Genomic DNA, 18,915 nt, shown 5'->3' with positions numbered 1-18,915 from the left:
GGAACGTGCGGGGGGTCGTGTCCCGGGAGTTGCGCCGGACCTCGCGTATACTTCCGGACCCGTGAGGATCCTCGTCACCGGCGGAGCCGGATTCATCGGGTCAGAGTACGTTCGCCTGCTGCTGGGCAAGCCCCTCGGCAGTGCCGACGGCGTACCCCCGATCGAGCCGGCGGTCGTGACCGTGCTCGACAAGCTGACCTACTCGGGCAACCTGGCCAACCTCGAGCCCGTTCGCGACGACCCGCGGCTACGGTTCGTGCAGGGCGACATCTGCGACCCGGTCGTGGTCGACGAGGTCGTCGCCGAGCACGACGTGATCGTGCACTTCGCCGCCGAATCGCACGTCGACCGGTCCATCGCCGGCGCCGCGCCGTTCGTCACCACCAACGTGCTGGGCACCCAGACGCTGCTCGACGCCGCGCTGCGGCACGGCACCGGTCGATTCGTGCACGTCTCCACCGACGAGGTCTACGGCTCGATCGACGAGGGCTCCTGGACCGAGACCTGGCCGCTCGCCCCGAACTCGCCGTACTCGGCGTCCAAGGCCGGCTCGGACCTGCTCGCCCTGTCGTACCACCGCACCCACGGCATGGACGTGGTCGTCACCCGCTGCTCCAACAACTACGGCCCGTACCAGTTCCCCGAGAAGGTCATCCCGCTGTTCGTCACCAACCTGCTCGACGGCGGCACTGTCCCCCTCTACGGCGACGGCGGCAACATCCGCGACTGGCTGCACGTGCACGACCACTGCCGTGGCATCGCACTGGTTCAGCAGAAGGGCCGCCCCGGCGAGGTCTACAACATCGGCGGCGGCACCGAGCTGACCAACAAGGAGCTCACCGGCCAACTGCTCGAGGCGTGCGGCGCCGGCTGGGACCGGGTCGTCCCGGTCGCCGACCGCAAGGGCCACGACCGCCGCTACTCGCTGGACATTTCCAAGATCAGCGAAGAGCTGGGGTACGCCCCGAGCATCGACCTGGACCGCGGCCTCGCCGAGACGGTTCGCTGGTACCAGGAGAACCGGGCCTGGTGGGAGCCTCTGAAGTCGGCCCCGACCGCATGAGCCGAGTGCTCGTCACCGGCGCCGGCGGGATGCTCGGGAAGGACCTGGTCGCCGTCCTGGCGACTCGGCCCGACCTCAAGGTGACCGCCGCCACCCGGGCCGACCTGGACATCACCGACCCCGCCGCGGCCCTCAGCGCGGTGGCCGGCCACGACGTCGTGATCAACGCGGCGGCGTGGACCAACGTCGACGGCGCCGAGACCGACGAGGCGGCGGCCACCGCCATCAACGGCGGCGGCACGGCCAACCTCGCCACGGCGTGCGCGACCAGCGGCGCGCGACTGATCCAGGTCTCCACCGACTACGTCCTCGCGGGGGACGCGCACACCCCCTACCCGGAGGACGCGCCCACCGCGCCGGTCAACGCGTACGGCCGCGGCAAGCTGGCCGGTGAACAGGCTGTCGCGCGGCTGCTGCCCGACAACGGGTACGTCGTCCGCACCGCCTGGCTGTACGGCGCGCACGGCCCGAACTTCGTGGCCACCATGCTCCGGCTCGCCACCCAGCGCGAGCACCTCGACGTGGTCGACGACCAGCACGGCCAGCCCACCTGGTCCCACACGCTCGCCGAGCGGCTGGTCGCGCTCGCCGACGCGGCACTGGCCGGTCACGCGGCGCCCGGCGTCTACCACGGCACCTGCGCCGGACAGACGACCTGGTACGGGTTGGCCCGCGCGGCGTTCACGCTGGCCGGGTTGGACCCGGACCGGATCCGACCCACCACCAGCGACCGGTATCCGCGTCCCGCCCCCCGGCCTGCGTACAGTGTGCTAGGGCACAGCCGATGGGCAGCCGCGGGTCTGCCGCCGCTTCCGGACTGGCACAGCGCCCTGGTTGACGCGTTCGCCTCCCCCGCTCCACCCGCCCCGTGGAAGGTCGCATGAAGCTCACCCTCGTCACCGGCCTGACCGGCCTGCTGCTCCTCGGCACCATCGTCGAGTTGCTGCGCCGCCGTCAGCTGCGCGAGAAGTACGGCATGCTCTGGCTCGCCGTACTGGTCGTCGTGATCCCGCTGTCCCTGTTCCCCCGGCTGCTCGACAACGTCGCCGGGCTCCTCGGCGTCGCCTCCGGTGTCAGCCTGGTGCTCTTCCTCGGCATCGTCTTCCTGCTGCTCGTGTGCGTGCACCTGAGCTGGGAGGTCAGCGCACTGGAAGAAGAGACCCGCACCCTGGCCGAAGACTTCGCCCTGCTCCGCGCAGAGATCGACGCGGACCGGGCAGCCCGAGACGAACTGGTGTCCACCGATGGTTAACGGCAAGCGCACCTTGATCATCATCCCGGCCCTCAACGAGTCGGGTTCCATCGCCGACGTCGTCGGCGAGGTCCGCGGTGAGCTGCCCAGCGTCGACGTCCTCGTCGTCGACGACGGCTCCACCGACCGCACGGCGGCCGTCGCCGCCGCCGCCGGTGCCCGCGTCGCCAAACTGCCGTACAACCTCGGCGTCGGCGGCGCCATGCGCCTCGGCTACCGCTACGCCCGCGACCACGACTACGACGTGGCCATCCAGATCGACGCCGACGGCCAGCACGACCCCCGGTACGTCCCGAAACTCGTCGACCTGCTCGAGGACAACGACCTGGTCATCGGGGCACGGTTCGCCGGTGAGGGTGACTACAACGTCCGCGGCCCCCGCCGCTGGGCCATGGTGATGCTCTCCGCCGTGCTGTCCCGGGTCGCCCACACCAAACTCACCGACACCACCTCCGGCTTCCGGGCCGCCAACCGGCGGGTCATCGAGATGTTCGCCACCTGGTACCCGGCCGAGTACCTCGGCGACACGGTGGAGACCCTGGTGCACACCGCCCGCCGCGGTTACCGCATCCGGCAGGTGCCGGTCGCCATGCGCAAGCGGATGGCCGGCACGCCCAGCCACTCCCCCGCCCGGGCGATGATCTACCTCGGTCGCGCGTTCGCCGTCCTCACGCTGGCGCTCATTCGCCGGTGATCCGCCGTCTGCTGCGCCTGATCCCGCCCGGCACCATCGCTGTTGGTGCCGGGCTGGGTCTTCTTGGCCTCGCCTCCTACGTCCACCTCGCCGTCGCCGGCCACAGCCTCAGCGGGGCCGACTACAACCGCCTGTCGGTGCTCTGGTCGATCGTGTTCACCCTCGGCATCGGCGTGTTCATGCCGATCGAGCAAGAGGTCGCCCGGGTCGTCGCCGCCCGGCACAGCCAGGGGCTGCCCCCCGGGCCGGTGCTGGCCCGGGGCGTTACCGTCGCCGCCGCGATGCTCGCCGTGCTGGTGCTGGCCGTCACCGCCGGCCGCCAGCTCCTCGCCGACCACCTCTTCCACGGCGACGGCACCATGGTCACCGTGCTCGTCGGCGCGCTCGCCGCGATGGCCGTCGCCTACGCCACCCGCGGTGTCCTCTCCGGCCTGCAACTGTTCCCCTGGTACGGCACCCAACTCGGTATCGACGGCGGACTGCGCATCGTCATGGTCGCCGTGCTCGGGCTGGCCGGCGTGACCTCCCCCGTCTGGTACGGCGTCGTGCTCGTCGCCGCCCCGCTGGCCAGCGTCCTGCTCACCCTGCCGCCGGTGCTGCGCGCCATCGGCGGCGGCCCACCGGTCGCCTGGGCCACCCTCCTGCGCGGCCTCGGGCTGCTCACCGCATCCAGCCTGCTCTCCCAGGTCGTGGTGAACGTCGGCGTGATCAACCTGCAGCTGCTCGCCCCCTCCGACACCGCGGCCGCCGGCGCGCTGCTCTCCGCCCTCGTGCTGGTCCGCATCCCCCTGTTCGTCTTCGGCTCGATGCAGGCGTCACTGCTGCCCGGCCTGGCCACCACCGCCACCACCGGCGACCAGGCCGGCTTCCACAGCCTGCTGCGCCGGGCGCTCGGCATCGTCACCGCACTAGGCCTCACAGGGGCCGTCGGCGCCGTGCTGCTCGGCCCCTGGCTGGTCGGCACCCTCTTCGACGCCCCCGACGTCCTCGGCCACGGCGACTTCGCCTGGCTGGCCGCCGCCACCCTCGCCTACCTCTGGGCGATGGTGCTCGGCCAGGCCCTGCTCGCCCTCGACCGGCATCGTGCCCAGGCCCTCGCCTGGGTTGTCGGCGTCGCCGCCCTGATCATCGTGACGCTGCTCCCGGCCCCGGTGATCCTCCGGGTCGAGCTGGCCTACGCCATCGGCTCCGCCGTCGTCGCCGTCACCATGGCGGTGCTGCTCCGCGGCGGCGTCCGCCGCAGCCCCACCCCCACCCGGCCGCTCGCCGAGGCCGTCGCCCCTGCCGTATCCGGAGGCATCCGATGACCCGCCCACAGGTGACCGCGGTAATGCTCGCCTACGGCGCCGAGCCGTACCTGGTCGACGCCGCCCGGGCCGTCCTGGCCAGCACCGACATCGACATCGAGCTGGTTGTCGTCGACAACGGTTGCACCGGCGACGGCATCGACGTCGTCAAGGGCTTCCCCCAGGTCCGGGTGGTCCGCCCCGAACAGAACACCGGCTACTCCGGCGGCTGCCGGGTCGGCGCCGCCGAGGCCACCGGAGACTGGCTCGCCTTCGTCAACTCCGACGCCATCGTCGCACCCGACGCCCTCGCGAAGACGGTCGCGGTCGCCGCCGAACCGGGCGTCGGCGCCGCGATGGCCTCCATCCGGCTCGCCGACACTCCCGAGCTGATCAACACCTCCGGCAACCCGCTGCACTTCACCGGGCTGTCCTGGGCCGGCGGCAACGGCGAGCCGGCCACCGCCCACGCCGTACGCACCAGCGTGCCGTCGCTCAGCGGCTGCTGCTTCGTGATCAGCCGCCAGCGGTGGCAGGAGCTCGACGGCTTCGCCGCCGAGTACTTCGCCTACCACGAGGACACCGAGCTCAGCCTGCGGCTCTGGCAACGCGGCCTGCGCCTGGAGTACGTTCCCGACGCCGTCGTGCGCCACCACTACGAGTTTTCCCGCAACGACCTGAAGCTCTACCTGGTGGAACGCAACCGGCTGGTCACCCTGCTCACCGCGTACCAGACCCGGACGCTGGTGGTGCTCGCCCCGATGCTGCTGCTCACCGAGGCCGCCATGCTCGCCGCCGCGCTCGCCGGCGGTTGGACCCGGCAGAAGACCCGCGGCTGGGGTTGGCTGTGGAGCAACCGGTCCTGGGTCGGTGCCCGCCGCCGTCAACTCCAGGCCGAACGCACCGTGCCCGACGGGGTGATCGCCGAGCTGATGACCGCCCGGGTCGCCCCGTCGAACGTCGACTCGCCCCCCGGAATGGGCGTGTTCAACGCGGTCGCCGCCGGCTACTGGGCCCTCGCCCGGCCCCTGCTCCAGCGCCGCTGACCCGGCCCGCAAACACGAGCGTCGGGGACCGCACCTGCGGTCCCCGACGCTTTTGTCACACGATCAGCTGTCGGCCTGCCCCGGCCGATCCTCCAGGTCGGCCGAGCCCGCCGAACTGGTCGGCTTACCCGCGTCCCCGGTCGGCACGCTCGGCGTGTCCGGCAGGTCACTCGCCGGCGGTGCAGCCTTCCCATCCAACAGCGCGGTCAGCGCCGCACCGGTGATCCGCCGGAACGTCCGGCCGACCCGCTGACGATCCAGCACCGCGACCTCAAGCTGGTTCGCGGCGATCGTCCGGGCGGCACCGCCCTCCCCGCCGACGCTGCTCAGTGCCTGCACCGCGACCTGGACCGCTTCGCCGAGCGACATGTCCGGCCGGTGGTTGGACTTCAGCACACCGGTGATGGCCTCAGCCTGACCGCCCATCGCCATCCGCCCAGGCTCGTCGTTGACCGAGCCGTCGTAGGTGAGCCTGTACAACTCGTCGTCGGCGGCCGTGGCCCCGACCTCCGCCACGCAGATCTCCACCTCGAACGGCTTCGACTGCTCGGTGAAGATCGCGCCCAGGGTCTGTGCGAACGCGTTGGCCAGGGCCCGACCGGTGACGTCCCGGCGGTCGTAGCTGAGCCCGTTCAGGTCGGCCATTCGCACGCCGGCCCGACGGAGATTCTCGAACTCGTTGTAACGGCCGACCGCGGCGAAGCCGATCCGGTCGTAGATCTCACTGACCTTGTGCAGGGCGCTGGAGAGGTTCTCCGCGACGAAGAGCACCCCGCCGGAGTAGCTCAGGACCACGGCGCTGCGCCCCCGAGCAATGCCCTTACGGGCCAACTCGGAGCGGTCACGCATGATCTGTTCGGGCGAGGCGTAGAACTGCATGGCCACGGCGGCGGTTCTCCTTACGGCGCTGTGCTGAGGACTGCTGGCTGGTGGGGGTGGGCGGGGACTAACCGCCCGGGTTCTCCATCCGGCCGGCGACCACGCCCTCGGCGATCGTCGCCGTCTCGGCATCGGTGAGCCGGTAGGTGCCCTCGGCGGTCGCGGTCATCACCACCGGATAGATCCGCCGGGTCAGGTCGGGCCCGCCGGTCGCGGTGTCGTCATCGGCCGCGTCGTAGAGCGCCTCGACCGCGAGCCGAGTCGCGTCGGCGACGGACAAGCCGGCCCGGAAACGCTTCTTCAACGCGGACTTGGCGAACAACGACCCGGACCCGATCGCGTCGTAGCCGGTCTCCTCGTACGGACCACCGGTCACGTCGAAGCTGAAGATCCGACCGGCGCGCGCCGGGTCGGCGGCAGCCAGGTCGAAGCCGGCGAAGAGCGGCACCACGGCGAGCCCCTGCATGGCCGCGCCCAGGTTGCCCCGGATCATCGAGGCCAGGCGGTTGGCCTTGCCGTCCAGCGAGAGCATCGCGCCCTCGATCTTCTCGTAGTGCTCCAACTCCACCTGGAACAGTCGCATCAACTCGATGCCGATGCCCGCGGTGCCCGCGATGCCGACCAGCGAGTGCGCGTCGGCCGGGTGCACCTTTTCGATGTCGCGCTGGGCGATCAGGTTGCCCATGGTCGCCCGTCGGTCGCCGGCCATCACCACGCCTTCGGCGGCTGCGATGGCCACGATGGTCGTCGCGTGTGGTGCCAGGTCGGCGGCCATGCCCGGCGGCAGCGGTCGCCGGCCGGGCAGCATCTCGGGGGCCACCCGGCTCAGAAACGTGGTGAAGGAGGACGTCCCCGCGTTGGTGAACACATCTGGTAGACGCCCGGATGGATCAAAGCCCGCTGCCACGTGGTTCCTCTCAGGTACGTGATCGCCCTGGCCAGCCTCATGGGACTGTCACGAAACTGGCCAAGACCACCGTTGCAGTTGAAGCAGAGTATCCCGCGCACCCATCCGGTGCGATGATCGTGGTCCAGATGTTGCGGGTCGGCACGGCCACAGATCGCGCAGATCCCGCCCTGCTCGGCCAGGAGCTCCTGAAACTCCTTCTCGCCCACGCCGTACCGCCGCCGCAGGTGGTACTCGCGTGTCCCGCCATGCAGGCGGATCTTGCTTTCCTTGCCCCTTTTCGTTGTGGCAAGGCTTGCAGTATCGGCCGTAGCCTCCCCGGCCGGAGCGGTTCCGCGGAAAGTCATCGAGGGGCTTGGTGGCACCACAGTCCGGGCATCGTCGGTGACCCTCGGGCACTACCGGCAACTGACGTACGTCCCTGCCCTGCCGCTCCTTCAGACGCTTGGCATAACTCGCCTTTGAGCGAACGTTGAAGCAGGGCTTGCAGTAACTACCGCGACCGTCCGGCCCTCTGCTGATGGCGCAAAACTCATCAAGGGACAGCCACTCGCCGCAGTCCCGGCAGCGGCGGTGGCCGTCCCGGTCATCCAGAGAGCGGGGCATGTCCTAATTGTCCCGCTATGCCCTACTCGCCCCCTTTTTGCACATAGCCCCTCACGAATTCCTCTGCGTTTTCTTCGAGGACGGAGTCGATCTCGTCGAGGAGGTCGTCGACGTCCTCGGTGATCTCGGCGTGCCGCTCAGCCACCTCAGGGTTGGCCTCGGTGGTGACGTCCTCGATTTCCTCGCCCTGACGGGACTTGCCGGACTGCGACTGGCCGCCGCTGTCATGAGTGGCCACTGCTGCCTCCTCCACGATCGTCTGCGATGAACTTACCTCGCGCGGGCGACGAAAAGCCCGCCGCGCGCCGGCTTGCGGCACACGGCGGGCATCCAACTTCCGGCCTAGCCCCCGGTCAACGTCTCCAGCAGGTCCTTGGCGCTGGCGCAGCGATCGAACAGTGCCCCGACGTGCGCGCGAGTGCCCCGCTCCGGCTCCATCATCGGCACCCGGACCAGCGACTCCCGACCTACATCGAAGATCACCGAGTCCCAGCTCGCGGCGACCACCTCGGAGGCGTACTGGGCCAGGCAGCGACCGCGGAAATAGGCCCGGGTGTCCTCTGGAGGCTCGGTCATCGCGGTGCGGGTCTCGTCGTCGCTGAGCAGCGTCTTCATCGCCCCACGGGAGACCAGGCGGTGGTAGAGGCCCTTCTCCGGGCGGACGTCCGAATATTGCAGGTCGACCAGCTGGAGCTTGTGCGAGCCCCAACCAAGCTTCTCCCGCTCCCGGTAGCCCTCCAGCAGCCGCAGCTTGGCCACCCAGTCCAACTCGTCGGCGCAGAGCATCGGATCACGGCCCAACCGGTCCAGCACGCTCTCCCAGCGGTCGAGCACGTCGATGGTCTGCTCGTCGGCGTCGGTGCCGTAGCGGTCGTCGACAAAGGACCGAACCCGCTCCAGGTATGCCCATTGCAGGTCGAGCGCGGTGAGCCGACGGCCGTCGCGCAGCCGCATGCGGTGTGACAGGGCAGGGTCGTGGCTGACGGCGCGCAGCTCGCTGACCGGGTCGGCGATGCCGAGGTCGGCGCCGAGCGCCTTCTCCTCGATCATCGTGAGGATCAGCGCGGTGGTGCCGACCTTCAGGTAGGTGGAGATCTCCGAGAGGTTGGCGTCGCCGATGATGACGTGCAGCCGGCGGTATTTGTCGGCGTCGGCGTGCGGCTCGTCGCGGGTGTTGATGATCGGACGCTTGAGCGTGGTCTCCAGGCCAACCTCGACCTCGAAGAAGTCGGCGCGCTGGGAGATCTGGAAGCCGCTCTGCCCGCCGTCCTGACCGATGCCGACCCGGCCGGCGCCGCAGACGATCTGCCGGGTGACGAAGAACGGCGTCAGGTACGCCACGATGTCGGCGAACGGGGTCTGTCGACGCATCAGATAGTTTTCGTGGGCGCCGTAGCTGGCGCCCTTGTTGTCGGTGTTGTTCTTGTAGAGGTGGATCGGCTGGCTGCCCGGGATGGTGGCGGCCCGGCGGGACGCCTCGGCCATCACCCGCTCGCCGGCCTTGTCCCAGCGCACGATGTCCCGGGGGGTGGTGACCTCCGGGGTGGAGTATTCGGGGTGGGCGTGGTCGACGTAGAGCCGTGCACCGTTGGTGAGTATCACGTTGGCCAGGCCGAGATCTTCGTCGGCCAGCGCCTCGGCGGGGTCGTAGGCGGCTCCGGAGTAGGTGAAGCCGCGGGCGTCGCGCAGCGGCGACTCTTCCTCGTAGTCCCAGCGGGCCCGCCCGCCCCGGTTGAGTTCTGGACGTGCCCCATAGGCGTTGACCACCTGCGATGAGGTGACCATCGGGTTGGCTCCAGCTTGTCCGGGCACGGAGATGCCGTACTCGACCTCGGTGCCCATGATCCGACGTACCGTCATGCGACCACTCGCTTCGCTCGCCCACGGAGCCGGCGTGCCCGCCGCTCACACCATCGAGACTAGTCCGCCCGCTGGCGCACCGCGCGACCCTGAGTGTCGGCGCGGCGCGGCTACCGGGGCGTGGCGGGTTTGAGTGGCACCACGGTCAGGCCTTCGCGCAGGGCCGGGTCTGCCGTTAGCGCCCCGTCGATGGCCTGCTGGGCGGCCGGGTCGGCCACGATGAGGCGCAGAGGGCGGGGAACGCGGCGCAGGATCTCCGCGGTCCGGGCGGGCTCGTCATAGATTTGGAAGTAGATGCCGGGTTCGGTCTGGCCGCTGGTGCCCTGCATGGCGGACAGGAAGATCGACTCCCGGTAGCCGTGCAGGCCCTGCTTGTCGACGACCAGGGTGACGGTGCCGGGGATCGCGGGGTAGGCCCGGTAGGCGGCGTTCGTGACCGACGCGGGGCGGGTGATGGCCCGGACGTCGCGGCCGGCCCAGTCCTTCGCCCACGTGCCGTTGCCGCCGTTGCGGTGGAAGAAGCCACCGGTCCAACCGACCAGGCCGGTGCCGGCGAGCACCGCGAGGGTCACCAGTACGGCGGTGGCGACGGCGGGGATGGCACCGGTGATCGGGCGGCGGCGCGGCTCGGTTTCGGTGCTCTGGGCGGGCGGCACCGGGAGCAGTCGGGCGAGCGCGGCGGCGCCCACGATGAGCACGAGGATGACCAGGTGCGCGGTCTTGCCGAAGTAGTAGGCGGGTTGGGTGCCGTTGGCGAGGTTCACGGCGGCCATGCTGGCGGAGAAGAACAGGGCGACGGTCAGAACGACGAGGAAGCGCCGCCAGGTGGTTTCGCCGAGGTTGGTCCGGACGAGCACGGCGGCGACGACGACCGCGCCGAGCCCGAGGATGGTGTTGTAGGTCTCGACCGGCGGTGTGCCGCCGGCAGCCGCGAGCGCCTCGCTCTGGCCGGCGACGAGCACGCCGATGAGGGCGACCAGCGGGGCGAGTATCGCGGTGAGGACCCCGACGATGGCGACGGTGCCGGGGCGGGTACGCAGCCGGCGCCGGTCGGCGATCAGCCAGCAGAGGACCATGGCGCCGGTCGGGAAGAGGAAGAGGTAGTAGCTGAAGCCGATGCCGATCAGCAGCGCCCCGACGAGGATGAGTTGTTCTCGCAGCCGGTGCAGGGGGCGGGCGACGAGGGCAACGAGAATCGCCGCGAGGCTGAGCCCGAACGTCTCGCTGGGGTAGCCGGCGACCAGCAGCCGGGGCAGCTCGGTGCCGAGGACGAACGCGGTGACGGCGACGATGAGGACCAGTCGGCGTAGCGGGTGCAGATCACCGGCGACGTGCTGGGCAGCCCAGATCAGCGCGAGCAGCAGCAGTCCGAAGGTGGCGAGGCACCAGAGCACGTAGTGGTCCATGAGCCGTGCCCCGGTGGGCGGGTCGCCGGCGCTGCGCAGGAAGCCGTCGAGCAGTGCGGTGGTGAGGTGCCAACCCTGCGGGTAGTGGACCAGGCCGGAGAAGATGTGGTCGCGGGCGGTGTCGGGGTCGAGGAAGAGGTATCCGCCGAGGCGGCCGATCACGTCGAACAGGGCCGGGTGGCGGCCGTTGTCCTCACCGACCATGGCGAGGTTGAGCCGCTGACCGAAGCTGCTGGCCCGCAGGTAGGGGGTGGCGAGGTAGCCGGCGGCGAGGGCCGCGACGGCCAGCGAGACCAGGTCGGACCAGCCGGGACGGGGCAGCCGGGGAGCGCGCCGGGACAGCACGGCGGCCAGGGTCAGGACGGTCAGCGCCAGGCCGGTGACCGGCACCGGGTGCAGGCCCCAGGGCCAGACGGTGAAGAGCAGCCCGACGGCGCAGGTGAGGCCGGCGAGCAGGGCCAGGGCGAGCACCACCCGGTCGAGCAGGCTCCGGCCGGAGCGCAGCAGGCTGGCCGTTGCGACCAGGACCACCGGGGGAAGCAGCCACGCGGCGTGGACGGCGTTCGCGGCGAAGGGCACGAGCCAGCAGGCGAGCAGAATGCCCACCAGCAGGCCGATGCGGGGACGTCGGGCGGCCGGCGAGGCGCCTACCGGATCTTGGCTGTCCGTGGTGTCTGGCACTGCTGGCGTTTCCACGGTGGCGTCGGCACGCACGGGAGTCCTCGATCGGTAGGTCAGCGGAGTCGCCGCAGTCTAGCCGGAACGCGAAGGTCCGTAGTCCCGCTGGTACGGGGGTGGTGGCGGGATGCGCGCAGCGGCGGCACCGGAGGAGATCCGGTGCCGCCGCTGGACGGTCAGAGGTACTGGCCGGTGTTGCTGGCGGTCTCGATGGACCGGCCGGCCTCGGCGCCCTTGCCACCGGAGACGAGCGTGCGGATGTAGACGATCCGCTCGCCCTTCTTACCGGAGATGCGCGCCCAGTCGTCGGGGTTGGTGGTGTTGGGGAGGTCCTCGTTCTCGCGGAACTCGTCGACGCAGGCGTCGAGCAGGTGCTGTAGGCGCAGCCCCTTGCGGCCGGAGGTGAGGAATTCCTTGATGGCCATCTTCTTGCTCCGGTCGACGATGTTCTGGATCATCGCGCCGGAGTTGAAGTCCTTGAAGTAGAGGACTTCCTTGTCACCGTTGGCGTAGGTGACCTCGAGGAAGCGGTTCTCCTCGGTTTCCGAGTACATCCGCAGCACCACGGCGTCGATCATCGCGGCGACGGTGGCCTGGGGGTCGGACCCGTGCTCGGTCAGGTCGTCCGGGTGCAGGGGCAGCCCGGAGAGGATGTACTTGGAGAAGATGTCCTTGGCCGCTTCGGCGTCCGGTCGCTCGATCTTGATTTTCACGTCGAGCCGACCGGGGCGCAGGATCGCCGGGTCGATCATGTCTTCCCGGTTGGAGGCGCCGATGACGATGACGTTCTCCAGCCCCTCCACGCCGTCGATCTCGCTGAGCAGCTGCGGGACGATGGTGTTTTCCACGTCGGAGGAGACACCGGAGCCGCGGGTCCGGAAGATCGAGTCCATCTCGTCGAAGAACACGATCACCGGGGTGCCCTCGCCGGCCTTCTCCCGTGCGCGCTGGAAGATCAGCCGGATGTGCCGCTCGGTCTCGCCGACGTACTTGTTGAGCAGCTCGGGGCCCTTGATGTTGAGGAAGAAGCTGGTGTGCTTTTCCTTGCCCTGCCGTTCGGCGATCTTCTTGGCCAGCGAGTTGGCCACCGCCTTGGCGATGAGCGTCTTACCGCAGCCGGGCGGGCCGTAGAGCAGGATGCCCTTGGGCGGACGGAGCTGGTGCTCACGGAACAGGTCCGCGTGCAGGAAGGGCAGCTCCACCGCGTCACGGATCTGCTCGATCTGCGACTGGAGGCCACCGATGTCGCCGTAGTCGACGTCGGGCACCTCCTCCAGGACCAGCTCCTCGACCTCGCTCTTCGGGATCCGCTCGTACGCGTACGACGAGCGGGGCTCGATCATGAGCGAGTCGCCGGCCCGGATCGTCGAGCCGATGAGCGTCTCGGCGAGGTGGACGATGCGCTCCTCATCGGAGTGGGAGACCACCAGCGCCCGGTCTCCCGGACCACCGCCTGGCCCCTCCAGGATCTCCTTGAGCATCACGACCTCGCCGACCCGCTCGTAGCCGAACGCGTCGACGATGTTGAGCGCGTCGTTGAGCAGGACCTCCTGGCCGCGGCGCAGCTCGGCCACGTCCAGTGAGGGAGAGACCGCGACCCGGAGCTTGCGGCCGCCCGTGAAGACGTCCACCGAGCCGTCGTCGTGCTTGGCGAGGAAGACGCCGTAGCCACTCGGCGGTTGCGCGAGTCGGTCGATCTCCTCCTTGAGCGTCACGATCTGCGTGCGAGCCTCCTTGAGGGTGCTCACCAGCCGGTCGTTGTTCTCGGTCAGCCGCGCCAACTGTGCCTGGGTGGCCGCCAGCCGCTCTTCGAGCTGCCGGACGTGTCGGGGGCTTTCGGTCAACTTACGCCGCACCAGAGCGAGTTCCTCCTGGAGGAACGCGACCTGCGTGGAGAGATCGTGGGCTTCCTTCTCCCACCGTGCGGCGCGCGAGTCCGCGTCGTCGCTGCGTGCTGCCACGTCCCACCTCCCCGGGGGGCTTGAACGTTCTGCCCTAACACTAGCCGCTATGAGGCCGATTCGGTCCCATGCAACACCCTCGTCACCGAACCTTGATCGCCAAGGGTGGCCTGACGGGCCGTTACTGGCGTTCAGGTACCGTCGAAGCGTGGGACGCGAGAACATGGGGGGTGCACCGGTGGCCGAGGTCGCGACCGACCAACTGCAGGTCTGGGTGGACCAGGATCTCTGCACGGGCGACGGGCTCTGCGTGCAGTACGCGCCGGAGGTCTTCGAGTTCGACGTCGACGGCCTCGCCTACGTCAAGGGCGTCGACGGCGAACTGCTGATGGCGCCGGGCAGCCGGGTCGACGTTCCCGTGCACCTGCGGCTCGAGGTGATCGACTCCGCGAAGGAATGCCCCGGCGACTGCATCCACGTGGTGCGCGACGACGGTGTCGAGGTCGCCGGCCCGGAGGCCGAGGAAGACTGAGCCACCCGCCGGCCGGGCCGCGAGGCCCGGCCGGCGGGTGGGGTACGCCTCAGAGCATCGGACGACCGACCACCGAGGCGACCAGCCGCGCGAACTCCTCCAGCCGGGCGATCTGCCCGGCCCCGCCGTCGTCGAGGGTCTTGCCGAAGCGCAGCGCGTCGTGCCGTGGAGTGCCAGCCATCTCCTCGGTCGGCGGCGCCTCGTCGAGTGAGGTGAGCAGCAGATAGACGTCGATGCTGTCGACCCGGATCTCGCCGCTGTCGGAGCGGTTGAGCCGCCGCCGGCAGCCGACCTCGGTGACGGTCGACACCGGCACCACCCGCAGCGACGAGGTCATCGAGCCCGGTGGGCCCTCCTCCGGCGGTACGTCCTCGCCGTGCCAGAGGATCAGCCGGCTGCCGTCGCAGACGACAACCTCCTGCCACACACCGTTGACCTCGTTGACGAAGCGTTCCAGGGTGAAGCCGAGCACCGACGCGCCGCGCAGCACGCCGCCGAGCGCCTCCAGGGCGACGTCCGGGTCGCGCAGGTAGGCCCGCGCCGCCGATTCCAGGTCCTGGTAGGGCGACCAGTCGGGAAAGACCGCAGGGAGGTCACCGCCGCCGTAACCCGGTCGGCTCATGCCAGCGTCTCCCCCTGCTCGGCGGTGCCGGAGTCCCACTCGATGGTCACGGCGTGTCCATCTCCCCCGTACCGTCGGGCTGCGCACCTGCGGCCTGCGCGGCGGCGGCCTGTCGGGCCGCCTCCGCCTCGCGCAGGTCCTGGCGGCGCTGCGCGTACGCCTCGTTGCCCTTGCTGGGCTTGCGCCGACGCGGCGGCGCGGTGACACCGGGGGCCAGTTTGCGCGCCGACACCAGGAACGCGGTGTGCGCGATCATCCGGTGGTCCGGCCGGACGGCGAGGCCCTCGGCGTGCCAGTCGCGCACCAGGGACTCCCAGGCCCGCGGCTCGGTCCAGCCGCCGCGCTCGCGCAGCGCCTCCACCAGCTCGGAGAGCTGCGGGGTGGTGGCGACGTAGCCGATGAACACCCCACCGGGCACCAGCGCCCGCTCGACCATGTCGAGGGTCTCCCAGGGGGTCAGCATGTCCAGGATGATGCGGTCGAAGCCGGTCTCCTGGCACTGCGCGACGTCACCGACGTGCAGGTGCCACGACGGGTGCGGCCCGTTGAAGAACGCCTCGACGTTGCGCTTGGCGATGTGGGCGAAGTCGTCGCGCAGCTCGAACGAGTGCAGCTCACCCTCGGTGCCGACGGCGCGCAGCAGGGAGCAGCTCAGCGCGCCGGAGCCGGCGCCGGCCTCGAGGACCTTCGCGCCGGGGAAGATGTCGCCCATCGCGACGATCTGCGCCGAGTCCTTCGGGTAGATCACCTGAGCGCCGCGCGGCATGGACAGCACGTAGTCCGACAGGAGTGGCCGCAGGGCCAGGAACGCGGTGCCGCCACCGGAGGTGGTCACCACGCTGCCGTCGGGGAGCCCGATCAGCGCGTCGTGCGCCAGGATGCCCCGGTGGGTGTGGAACTCCTTGCCGGGCTCCAGCGTCACGGTGTGCATCCGCCCCTTGGGGTCGGTCAGCTGAACCCGGTCGCCGGGCCGGAACGGCCCACGGTGCACGGGTGTCAGCGCCGGGGTGGCGGGGTCGGCCGGGACGGTGGAGGGAGTTGCGGTCACGGTGTCATCTTCCGGTTGGGTTCGAGGAGCTGTGCCAGGTCCGCGATGTGCAGAATGCCGACGACATCTTCGCCTGACGTCACCACGTACTGCGCGCCCGGGTGGGTCTGTACGGCCTCCATCACCTGCTCGCCGTCCCACCCGACCGGCAGCGTGGGAAGTGTCCCCAGTGACCGGGCGACGGCGTCCACCGCCAGCCACGGTCGGCGTTCGACGGGCACCGCGTCGGCGGCGGCCGGGTCGACCAGCGCCACCGGCCGGCCGGTGGAGTCGGTGACCAGCAGGGCTGCACCGGGCTGGCCACCCTCGGCGCGTCGGCGCTGGGCCTCGGCCAGGGGCGTGCCGGTGGCCACCGGCCACGCCGGACGGGCCAGCCGGGAGAGGTCGATCAGCGAGAACCGGCGGCTGACCCGGGCGACCCGGATCGACTGCCCGGCGCCACGCCAGAGGGTGACGGCGACCAGCAGCATCAGCGGCAGCGCCAGCGGCGCCAGATAGTTGGCGAGGGTGAGGAGCAGGACCAGGGCTGCGGTGCCGACGGCGACGACGCGGCCGGCCCACCCGGCGACCTCGGTGCCGAGGTGCCGGTCGCGGGTCAGCCCCCACACCGCGGCGCGCAGCGCCCGGCCGCCGTCGAGCGGCAGCCCGGGCAGGCTGTTGAACACGGCGACGATGACGTTGCTGACGGCGAGCTGGAAGGCGAGCTGGTGGGCCACCGTCCGCTCGGGCAGGGCGAGAGTGGCGGCGACCGCGAGGCCGCCGAGCACCGCGGAGACCGCCGGGCCGGCCAGCGAGACCAGCAGGTCGACGCGGGGGGACGGGGCGTCCCGGTCCATCTCGGTGTAGCCGCCGAGCAGTTCGAGGGTGATTCCGCGCACACCGATGCCGTACCGCCGGGCGGTGAGGGCGTGGCCCAACTCGTGCAGCAGCACCGAGCCGAGCAGCGACACCACGAATCCGAAGCCGATCAGGTAGCCGCTGATCTGCGGCAGGTCCAGCTGTCGGCGGGCGAACTCGGCGTACAGCACGGCGATGAGCACCGCGAGCAGGACCATGGAGCCGTTGAGGTGCAGCGGGACCCCGAACACCCGGCCGACGTTCAGGCCGAGGCGCCGGTCGGGTCGGCGCGGCGGCCGGGATGTCTGCTCCATCGGCACGATGCTACGGACCGTCGCTGTGCGGGGCGGGCGGCGGTCGGTGTCACACCGGTGCCCTAACCTTTGCCGACATGACGGCGGAACCGGTCACCACTCCCCAGCCCCCCTCCCCGGCGCAGGCGCCGCCGACGGTGCGGGCCTCGCTGTCCCCATCGCGTGCGGCTGATTTCAAGACCTGCCCGCTGCTCTACCGGTTCCGCAGCATCGACCGGCTGCCCCAGCGGACGACCGTCGAGCAGGCCCGGGGCACGTTGGTGCACGCGGTGCTGGAGCGCCTGTTCGACCTGCCGGCGCCGGCCCGCACTCCGGCGGCGGCCGGTGACCTGGTGGCCCCCCAGTGGGACCGCCTCGTCACCGAGCAGCCGGATCTGGCCGAGCTCTTCGACGGCGCCGAGCCGGCCGGTCCGGCGGAGTTCCTACGCTCGGCGGCCGGGCTGCTGGAGGGCTACTTCGCGGTGGAGGACCCGACCCGGCTGGAGCCGGCCGAGCGCGAGAGTCTGATCTCGGCGGTGGTCGACGACGAGCTGCTGATCCGGGGTTACCTCGACCGGCTCGACGTGGCCCCGGACGGCGCGCTGCGGGTGGTCGACTACAAGACCGGTGGCGCTCCCCGGGAGGCGTTCGAGGCGCGGGCGCTGTTCCAACTGAAGTTCTACGCGCTGGTGCTGTGGCGCACCCGCGGGGTGGTGCCCAAGGTGCTGCGACTGCTCTACCTGCGCGACGCCGAGGTGTTGGATTACACGCCGGACGCCGACGAGCTGGTTCGCTTCGAGCGCACGGTCGTGGCGCTGTGGCGGGCGATCGAGCAGGCCACCGTCCGGCAGGATTTCCGGCCCCGGCCGAGCCGGCTCTGCGACTGGTGCAGCCACCAGGCGCTGTGCCCCAGCTTCGGCGGCACGCCGCCGCCGTTCCCGGTCACCGCGGTGACCGCTGATCCGCTGCGCGACTCCCGGTCCGCCCCGGTCACGCCGGGCTCCGACGAGTAACAGCCTCCGGTTCCCCCCGGTGACCCCGGAGGCCGACCGGAGCGGTACCGCTCCGGTCGGGTCAGGGCGACGGGCCGGCCTCTACGGTGATCCGCGACGCACCGGCCGGCGTACGCGAGGATGACCGGTGCGGCAGCACGACGTCGGCGGAACGGGAGACGAGATGACCGATTGGGGGGCCTCGGCGCGGCCGGTGCGGATCCTGCTCGCCGACGACCAACCGCTGCTGCGTACCGGGTTCCGGATGGTGCTGGGCGCCGAGGGCGACCTGGACGTGGTGGCGGAGGCCGGTGACGGACTGGAGGCGGTGGAGCTGTCCCGCCGTCTGCTGCCCGACGTCGTTCTGATGGACATCCGGATGCCCCGGATGGACGGGGTGGCCGCGACCCGGGCGATCGTCGACGCCCGGCTGCCGGTACGGGTGCTGGTGTTGACCACGTTCGACCTGGACGAGTACGTGGTGGGTGCCTTGCGCGCCGGGGCCAGCGGGTTCCTGGCCAAGGACGTGCCGGCCGAGGAGTTGATCTCGGCGATCCGCACGGTGGCCGGTGGGGACGCGGTGGTGGCGCCGCGGATCCTGCGGCGGCTGCTGGACCGCTTCGCCGAGCTGCTGCCCGACCCGGCGGCAACCCCGTCGGCGGCGCTCAACGCGCTCACCGACCGGGAGCGCGAGGTGCTGGTGCAGGTCGCCCGAGGGCTGTCCAACGCCGAGATCGCGGCGGTGCTGTCGGTCAGCGAGACCACCATCAAGACCCACGTCGGGCATGTGCTGACCAAGCTGCGGCTACGCGACCGGGTGCAGGCGGTGGTGCTGGCGTACGAGTCGGGGCTGGTCCGCCCTCGGGCGTAGCTCCGCCGGTCCGGATACCTCACCCGGCGTACTCGAAGATCCCTCCGTGGGGGGACGGCGACCGTTGCCGTCGTCACCTACCGTGACCGGAAATGGCGTAGCGCGGTTGACCCTTCTGTGGCGTCAGGCGGAAGTGTCCGGG

At 70.8% G+C, this 18,915-nt stretch carries 19 protein-coding genes; 9 read left to right on the top strand and 10 right to left on the bottom strand.

Annotated elements, in window-relative coordinates; translation table 11 throughout:
* The first annotated feature begins 61 nt into the window (after nt 1-61).
* From rfbB to PCA76_RS15900, 6 genes are read left to right on the top strand one after another with little or no spacing between them, the layout of a single operon-like run.
* On the top strand, nt 62-1,063 hold the full coding sequence (rfbB, locus tag PCA76_RS15925) for a dTDP-glucose 4,6-dehydratase (RefSeq protein ID WP_272619005.1): 1,002 nt from the start codon (nt 62-64) through the stop codon (nt 1,061-1,063).
* Nucleotides 1,060-1,947: a dTDP-4-dehydrorhamnose reductase gene (rfbD, locus tag PCA76_RS15920; RefSeq protein WP_272619004.1), complete on the top strand. Its 888-nt coding sequence runs from the start codon at nt 1,060-1,062 to the stop codon at nt 1,945-1,947. Before rfbB ends, rfbD begins: the two co-directional genes overlap by 4 nt.
* Nucleotides 1,944-2,315 (top strand): DUF2304 domain-containing protein, encoded by a 372-nt coding sequence (locus tag PCA76_RS15915; protein WP_272619003.1) that lies wholly within the window; start codon nt 1,944-1,946, stop codon nt 2,313-2,315. Before rfbD ends, PCA76_RS15915 begins: the two co-directional genes overlap by 4 nt.
* The gene (locus tag PCA76_RS15910) at nt 2,308-3,009 is read left to right on the top strand and encodes a glycosyltransferase family 2 protein (protein ID WP_272619002.1); all 702 of its coding nucleotides are present in this window, start codon (nt 2,308-2,310) and stop codon (nt 3,007-3,009) included. Before PCA76_RS15915 ends, PCA76_RS15910 begins: the two co-directional genes overlap by 8 nt.
* Complete coding sequence (locus PCA76_RS15905; RefSeq protein ID WP_272619001.1) at nt 3,006-4,316, top strand: polysaccharide biosynthesis protein; 1,311 nt, start codon at nt 3,006-3,008, stop codon at nt 4,314-4,316. The genes PCA76_RS15910 and PCA76_RS15905 overlap by 4 nt, the downstream gene beginning before the upstream one ends.
* A complete protein-coding gene (locus tag PCA76_RS15900) occupies nt 4,313-5,341 on the top strand; it encodes a glycosyltransferase family 2 protein (protein ID WP_272619000.1) in 1,029 nt (342 codons plus the stop codon). The genes PCA76_RS15905 and PCA76_RS15900 overlap by 4 nt, the downstream gene beginning before the upstream one ends.
* 63 nt (nt 5,342-5,404) lie before the next feature.
* Here the strand turns inward: PCA76_RS15900 and prcA are convergent, their stop codons facing one another.
* From prcA to arc, 7 genes are all read right to left on the bottom strand, one after another.
* On the bottom strand, nt 5,405-6,226 hold the full coding sequence (gene prcA / locus PCA76_RS15895; protein WP_272618999.1) for a proteasome subunit alpha: 822 nt from the start codon (nt 6,224-6,226) through the stop codon (nt 5,405-5,407).
* Between the two features lie 61 nt (nt 6,227-6,287).
* Nucleotides 6,288-7,127, bottom strand: coding sequence for a proteasome subunit beta (gene prcB, locus PCA76_RS15890; protein ID WP_272618998.1), 840 nt, complete (start codon nt 7,125-7,127; stop codon nt 6,288-6,290).
* Nucleotides 7,046-7,474, bottom strand: a complete 429-nt coding sequence (locus tag PCA76_RS15885; RefSeq protein ID WP_272618997.1) for an endonuclease VII domain-containing protein — start codon at nt 7,472-7,474, stop codon at nt 7,046-7,048. The genes prcB and PCA76_RS15885 overlap by 82 nt, the downstream gene beginning before the upstream one ends.
* A 281-nt stretch (nt 7,475-7,755) precedes the next feature.
* Complete coding sequence (locus tag PCA76_RS15880; protein WP_088948111.1) at nt 7,756-7,971, bottom strand: ubiquitin-like protein Pup; 216 nt, start codon at nt 7,969-7,971, stop codon at nt 7,756-7,758.
* A 104-nt stretch (nt 7,972-8,075) separates the two neighbouring features.
* Nucleotides 8,076-9,593 (bottom strand): depupylase/deamidase Dop, encoded by a 1,518-nt coding sequence (dop, locus tag PCA76_RS15875; protein WP_406069566.1) that lies wholly within the window; start codon nt 9,591-9,593, stop codon nt 8,076-8,078.
* A 110-nt stretch (nt 9,594-9,703) separates the two neighbouring features.
* On the bottom strand, nt 9,704-11,680 hold the full coding sequence (locus PCA76_RS15870; RefSeq protein WP_272618996.1) for a hypothetical protein: 1,977 nt from the start codon (nt 11,678-11,680) through the stop codon (nt 9,704-9,706).
* A gap of 173 nt (nt 11,681-11,853) precedes the next feature.
* Complete coding sequence (arc, locus tag PCA76_RS15865; protein WP_272618995.1) at nt 11,854-13,638, bottom strand: proteasome ATPase; 1,785 nt, start codon at nt 13,636-13,638, stop codon at nt 11,854-11,856.
* A gap of 178 nt (nt 13,639-13,816) precedes the next feature.
* Here arc and PCA76_RS15860 point away from each other — a divergent pair, with 178 nt between their 5' ends.
* Nucleotides 13,817-14,110, top strand: a complete 294-nt coding sequence (locus tag PCA76_RS15860; protein WP_272619416.1) for a ferredoxin — start codon at nt 13,817-13,819, stop codon at nt 14,108-14,110.
* Nucleotides 14,111-14,159: 49 nt separating this feature from the next.
* On the opposite strand, the gene PCA76_RS15855 is transcribed toward PCA76_RS15860, so the two are convergent.
* Genes PCA76_RS15855 through PCA76_RS15845 form a run of 3 tightly spaced genes read right to left on the bottom strand, consistent with a single transcriptional unit; the run spans nt 14,160 to nt 16,868 of the window.
* Entirely contained in the window at nt 14,160-14,732 is a 573-nt protein-coding gene (locus PCA76_RS15855; protein ID WP_272618994.1) for a hypothetical protein, read from the bottom strand.
* 46 nt (nt 14,733-14,778) lie between these two features.
* Entirely contained in the window at nt 14,779-15,780 is a 1,002-nt protein-coding gene (locus PCA76_RS15850; RefSeq protein ID WP_442930229.1) for a tRNA (adenine-N1)-methyltransferase, read from the bottom strand.
* The gene (locus PCA76_RS15845; RefSeq protein WP_442930265.1) at nt 15,777-16,868 is read right to left on the bottom strand and encodes a site-2 protease family protein; all 1,092 of its coding nucleotides are present in this window, start codon (nt 16,866-16,868) and stop codon (nt 15,777-15,779) included. The genes PCA76_RS15850 and PCA76_RS15845 overlap by 4 nt, the downstream gene beginning before the upstream one ends.
* A 140-nt stretch (nt 16,869-17,008) precedes the next feature.
* On the opposite strand from PCA76_RS15845, the gene PCA76_RS15840 reads away from it, so the two are divergent.
* Both PCA76_RS15840 and PCA76_RS15835 read left to right on the top strand, forming a co-directional pair.
* Nucleotides 17,009-17,923 (top strand): RecB family exonuclease, encoded by a 915-nt coding sequence (locus PCA76_RS15840; RefSeq protein WP_272618992.1) that lies wholly within the window; start codon nt 17,009-17,011, stop codon nt 17,921-17,923.
* 163 nt (nt 17,924-18,086) lie between these two features.
* Nucleotides 18,087-18,773: a response regulator gene (locus tag PCA76_RS15835; RefSeq protein ID WP_272618991.1), complete on the top strand. Its 687-nt coding sequence runs from the start codon at nt 18,087-18,089 to the stop codon at nt 18,771-18,773.
* The last annotated feature ends 142 nt before the right edge of the window (nt 18,774-18,915 follow it).

The organism is Micromonospora sp. LH3U1 (assembly GCF_028475105.1).
GTDB lineage: Bacteria > Actinomycetota > Actinomycetes > Mycobacteriales > Micromonosporaceae > Micromonospora.
The sequence above is the reverse complement of the archived record's forward strand: the minus strand, read 5'-3'. Positions and strand labels throughout refer to the sequence as shown.

Coding starts and splice junctions, on each gene's coding strand:
- rfbD (WP_272619004.1), top strand. CDS start 1,060: ATGAGCCGAGTGCTCGTCACCGGCGCCGGCGGGATGCTCGGGAAGGAC.
- PCA76_RS15840 (WP_272618992.1), top strand. CDS start 17,009: ATGACGGCGGAACCGGTCACCACTCCCCAGCCCCCCTCCCCGGCGCAG.
- PCA76_RS15855 (WP_272618994.1), bottom strand. CDS start 14,732: ATGAGCCGACCGGGTTACGGCGGCGGTGACCTCCCTGCGGTCTTTCCC.
- PCA76_RS15835 (WP_272618991.1), top strand. CDS start 18,087: ATGACCGATTGGGGGGCCTCGGCGCGGCCGGTGCGGATCCTGCTCGCC.
- PCA76_RS15915 (WP_272619003.1), top strand. CDS start 1,944: ATGAAGCTCACCCTCGTCACCGGCCTGACCGGCCTGCTGCTCCTCGGC.
- PCA76_RS15910 (WP_272619002.1), top strand. CDS start 2,308: ATGGTTAACGGCAAGCGCACCTTGATCATCATCCCGGCCCTCAACGAG.
- PCA76_RS15900 (WP_272619000.1), top strand. CDS start 4,313: ATGACCCGCCCACAGGTGACCGCGGTAATGCTCGCCTACGGCGCCGAG.
- PCA76_RS15885 (WP_272618997.1), bottom strand. CDS start 7,474: ATGACTTTCCGCGGAACCGCTCCGGCCGGGGAGGCTACGGCCGATACT.
- dop (WP_406069566.1), bottom strand. CDS start 9,593: ATGACGGTACGTCGGATCATGGGCACCGAGGTCGAGTACGGCATCTCC.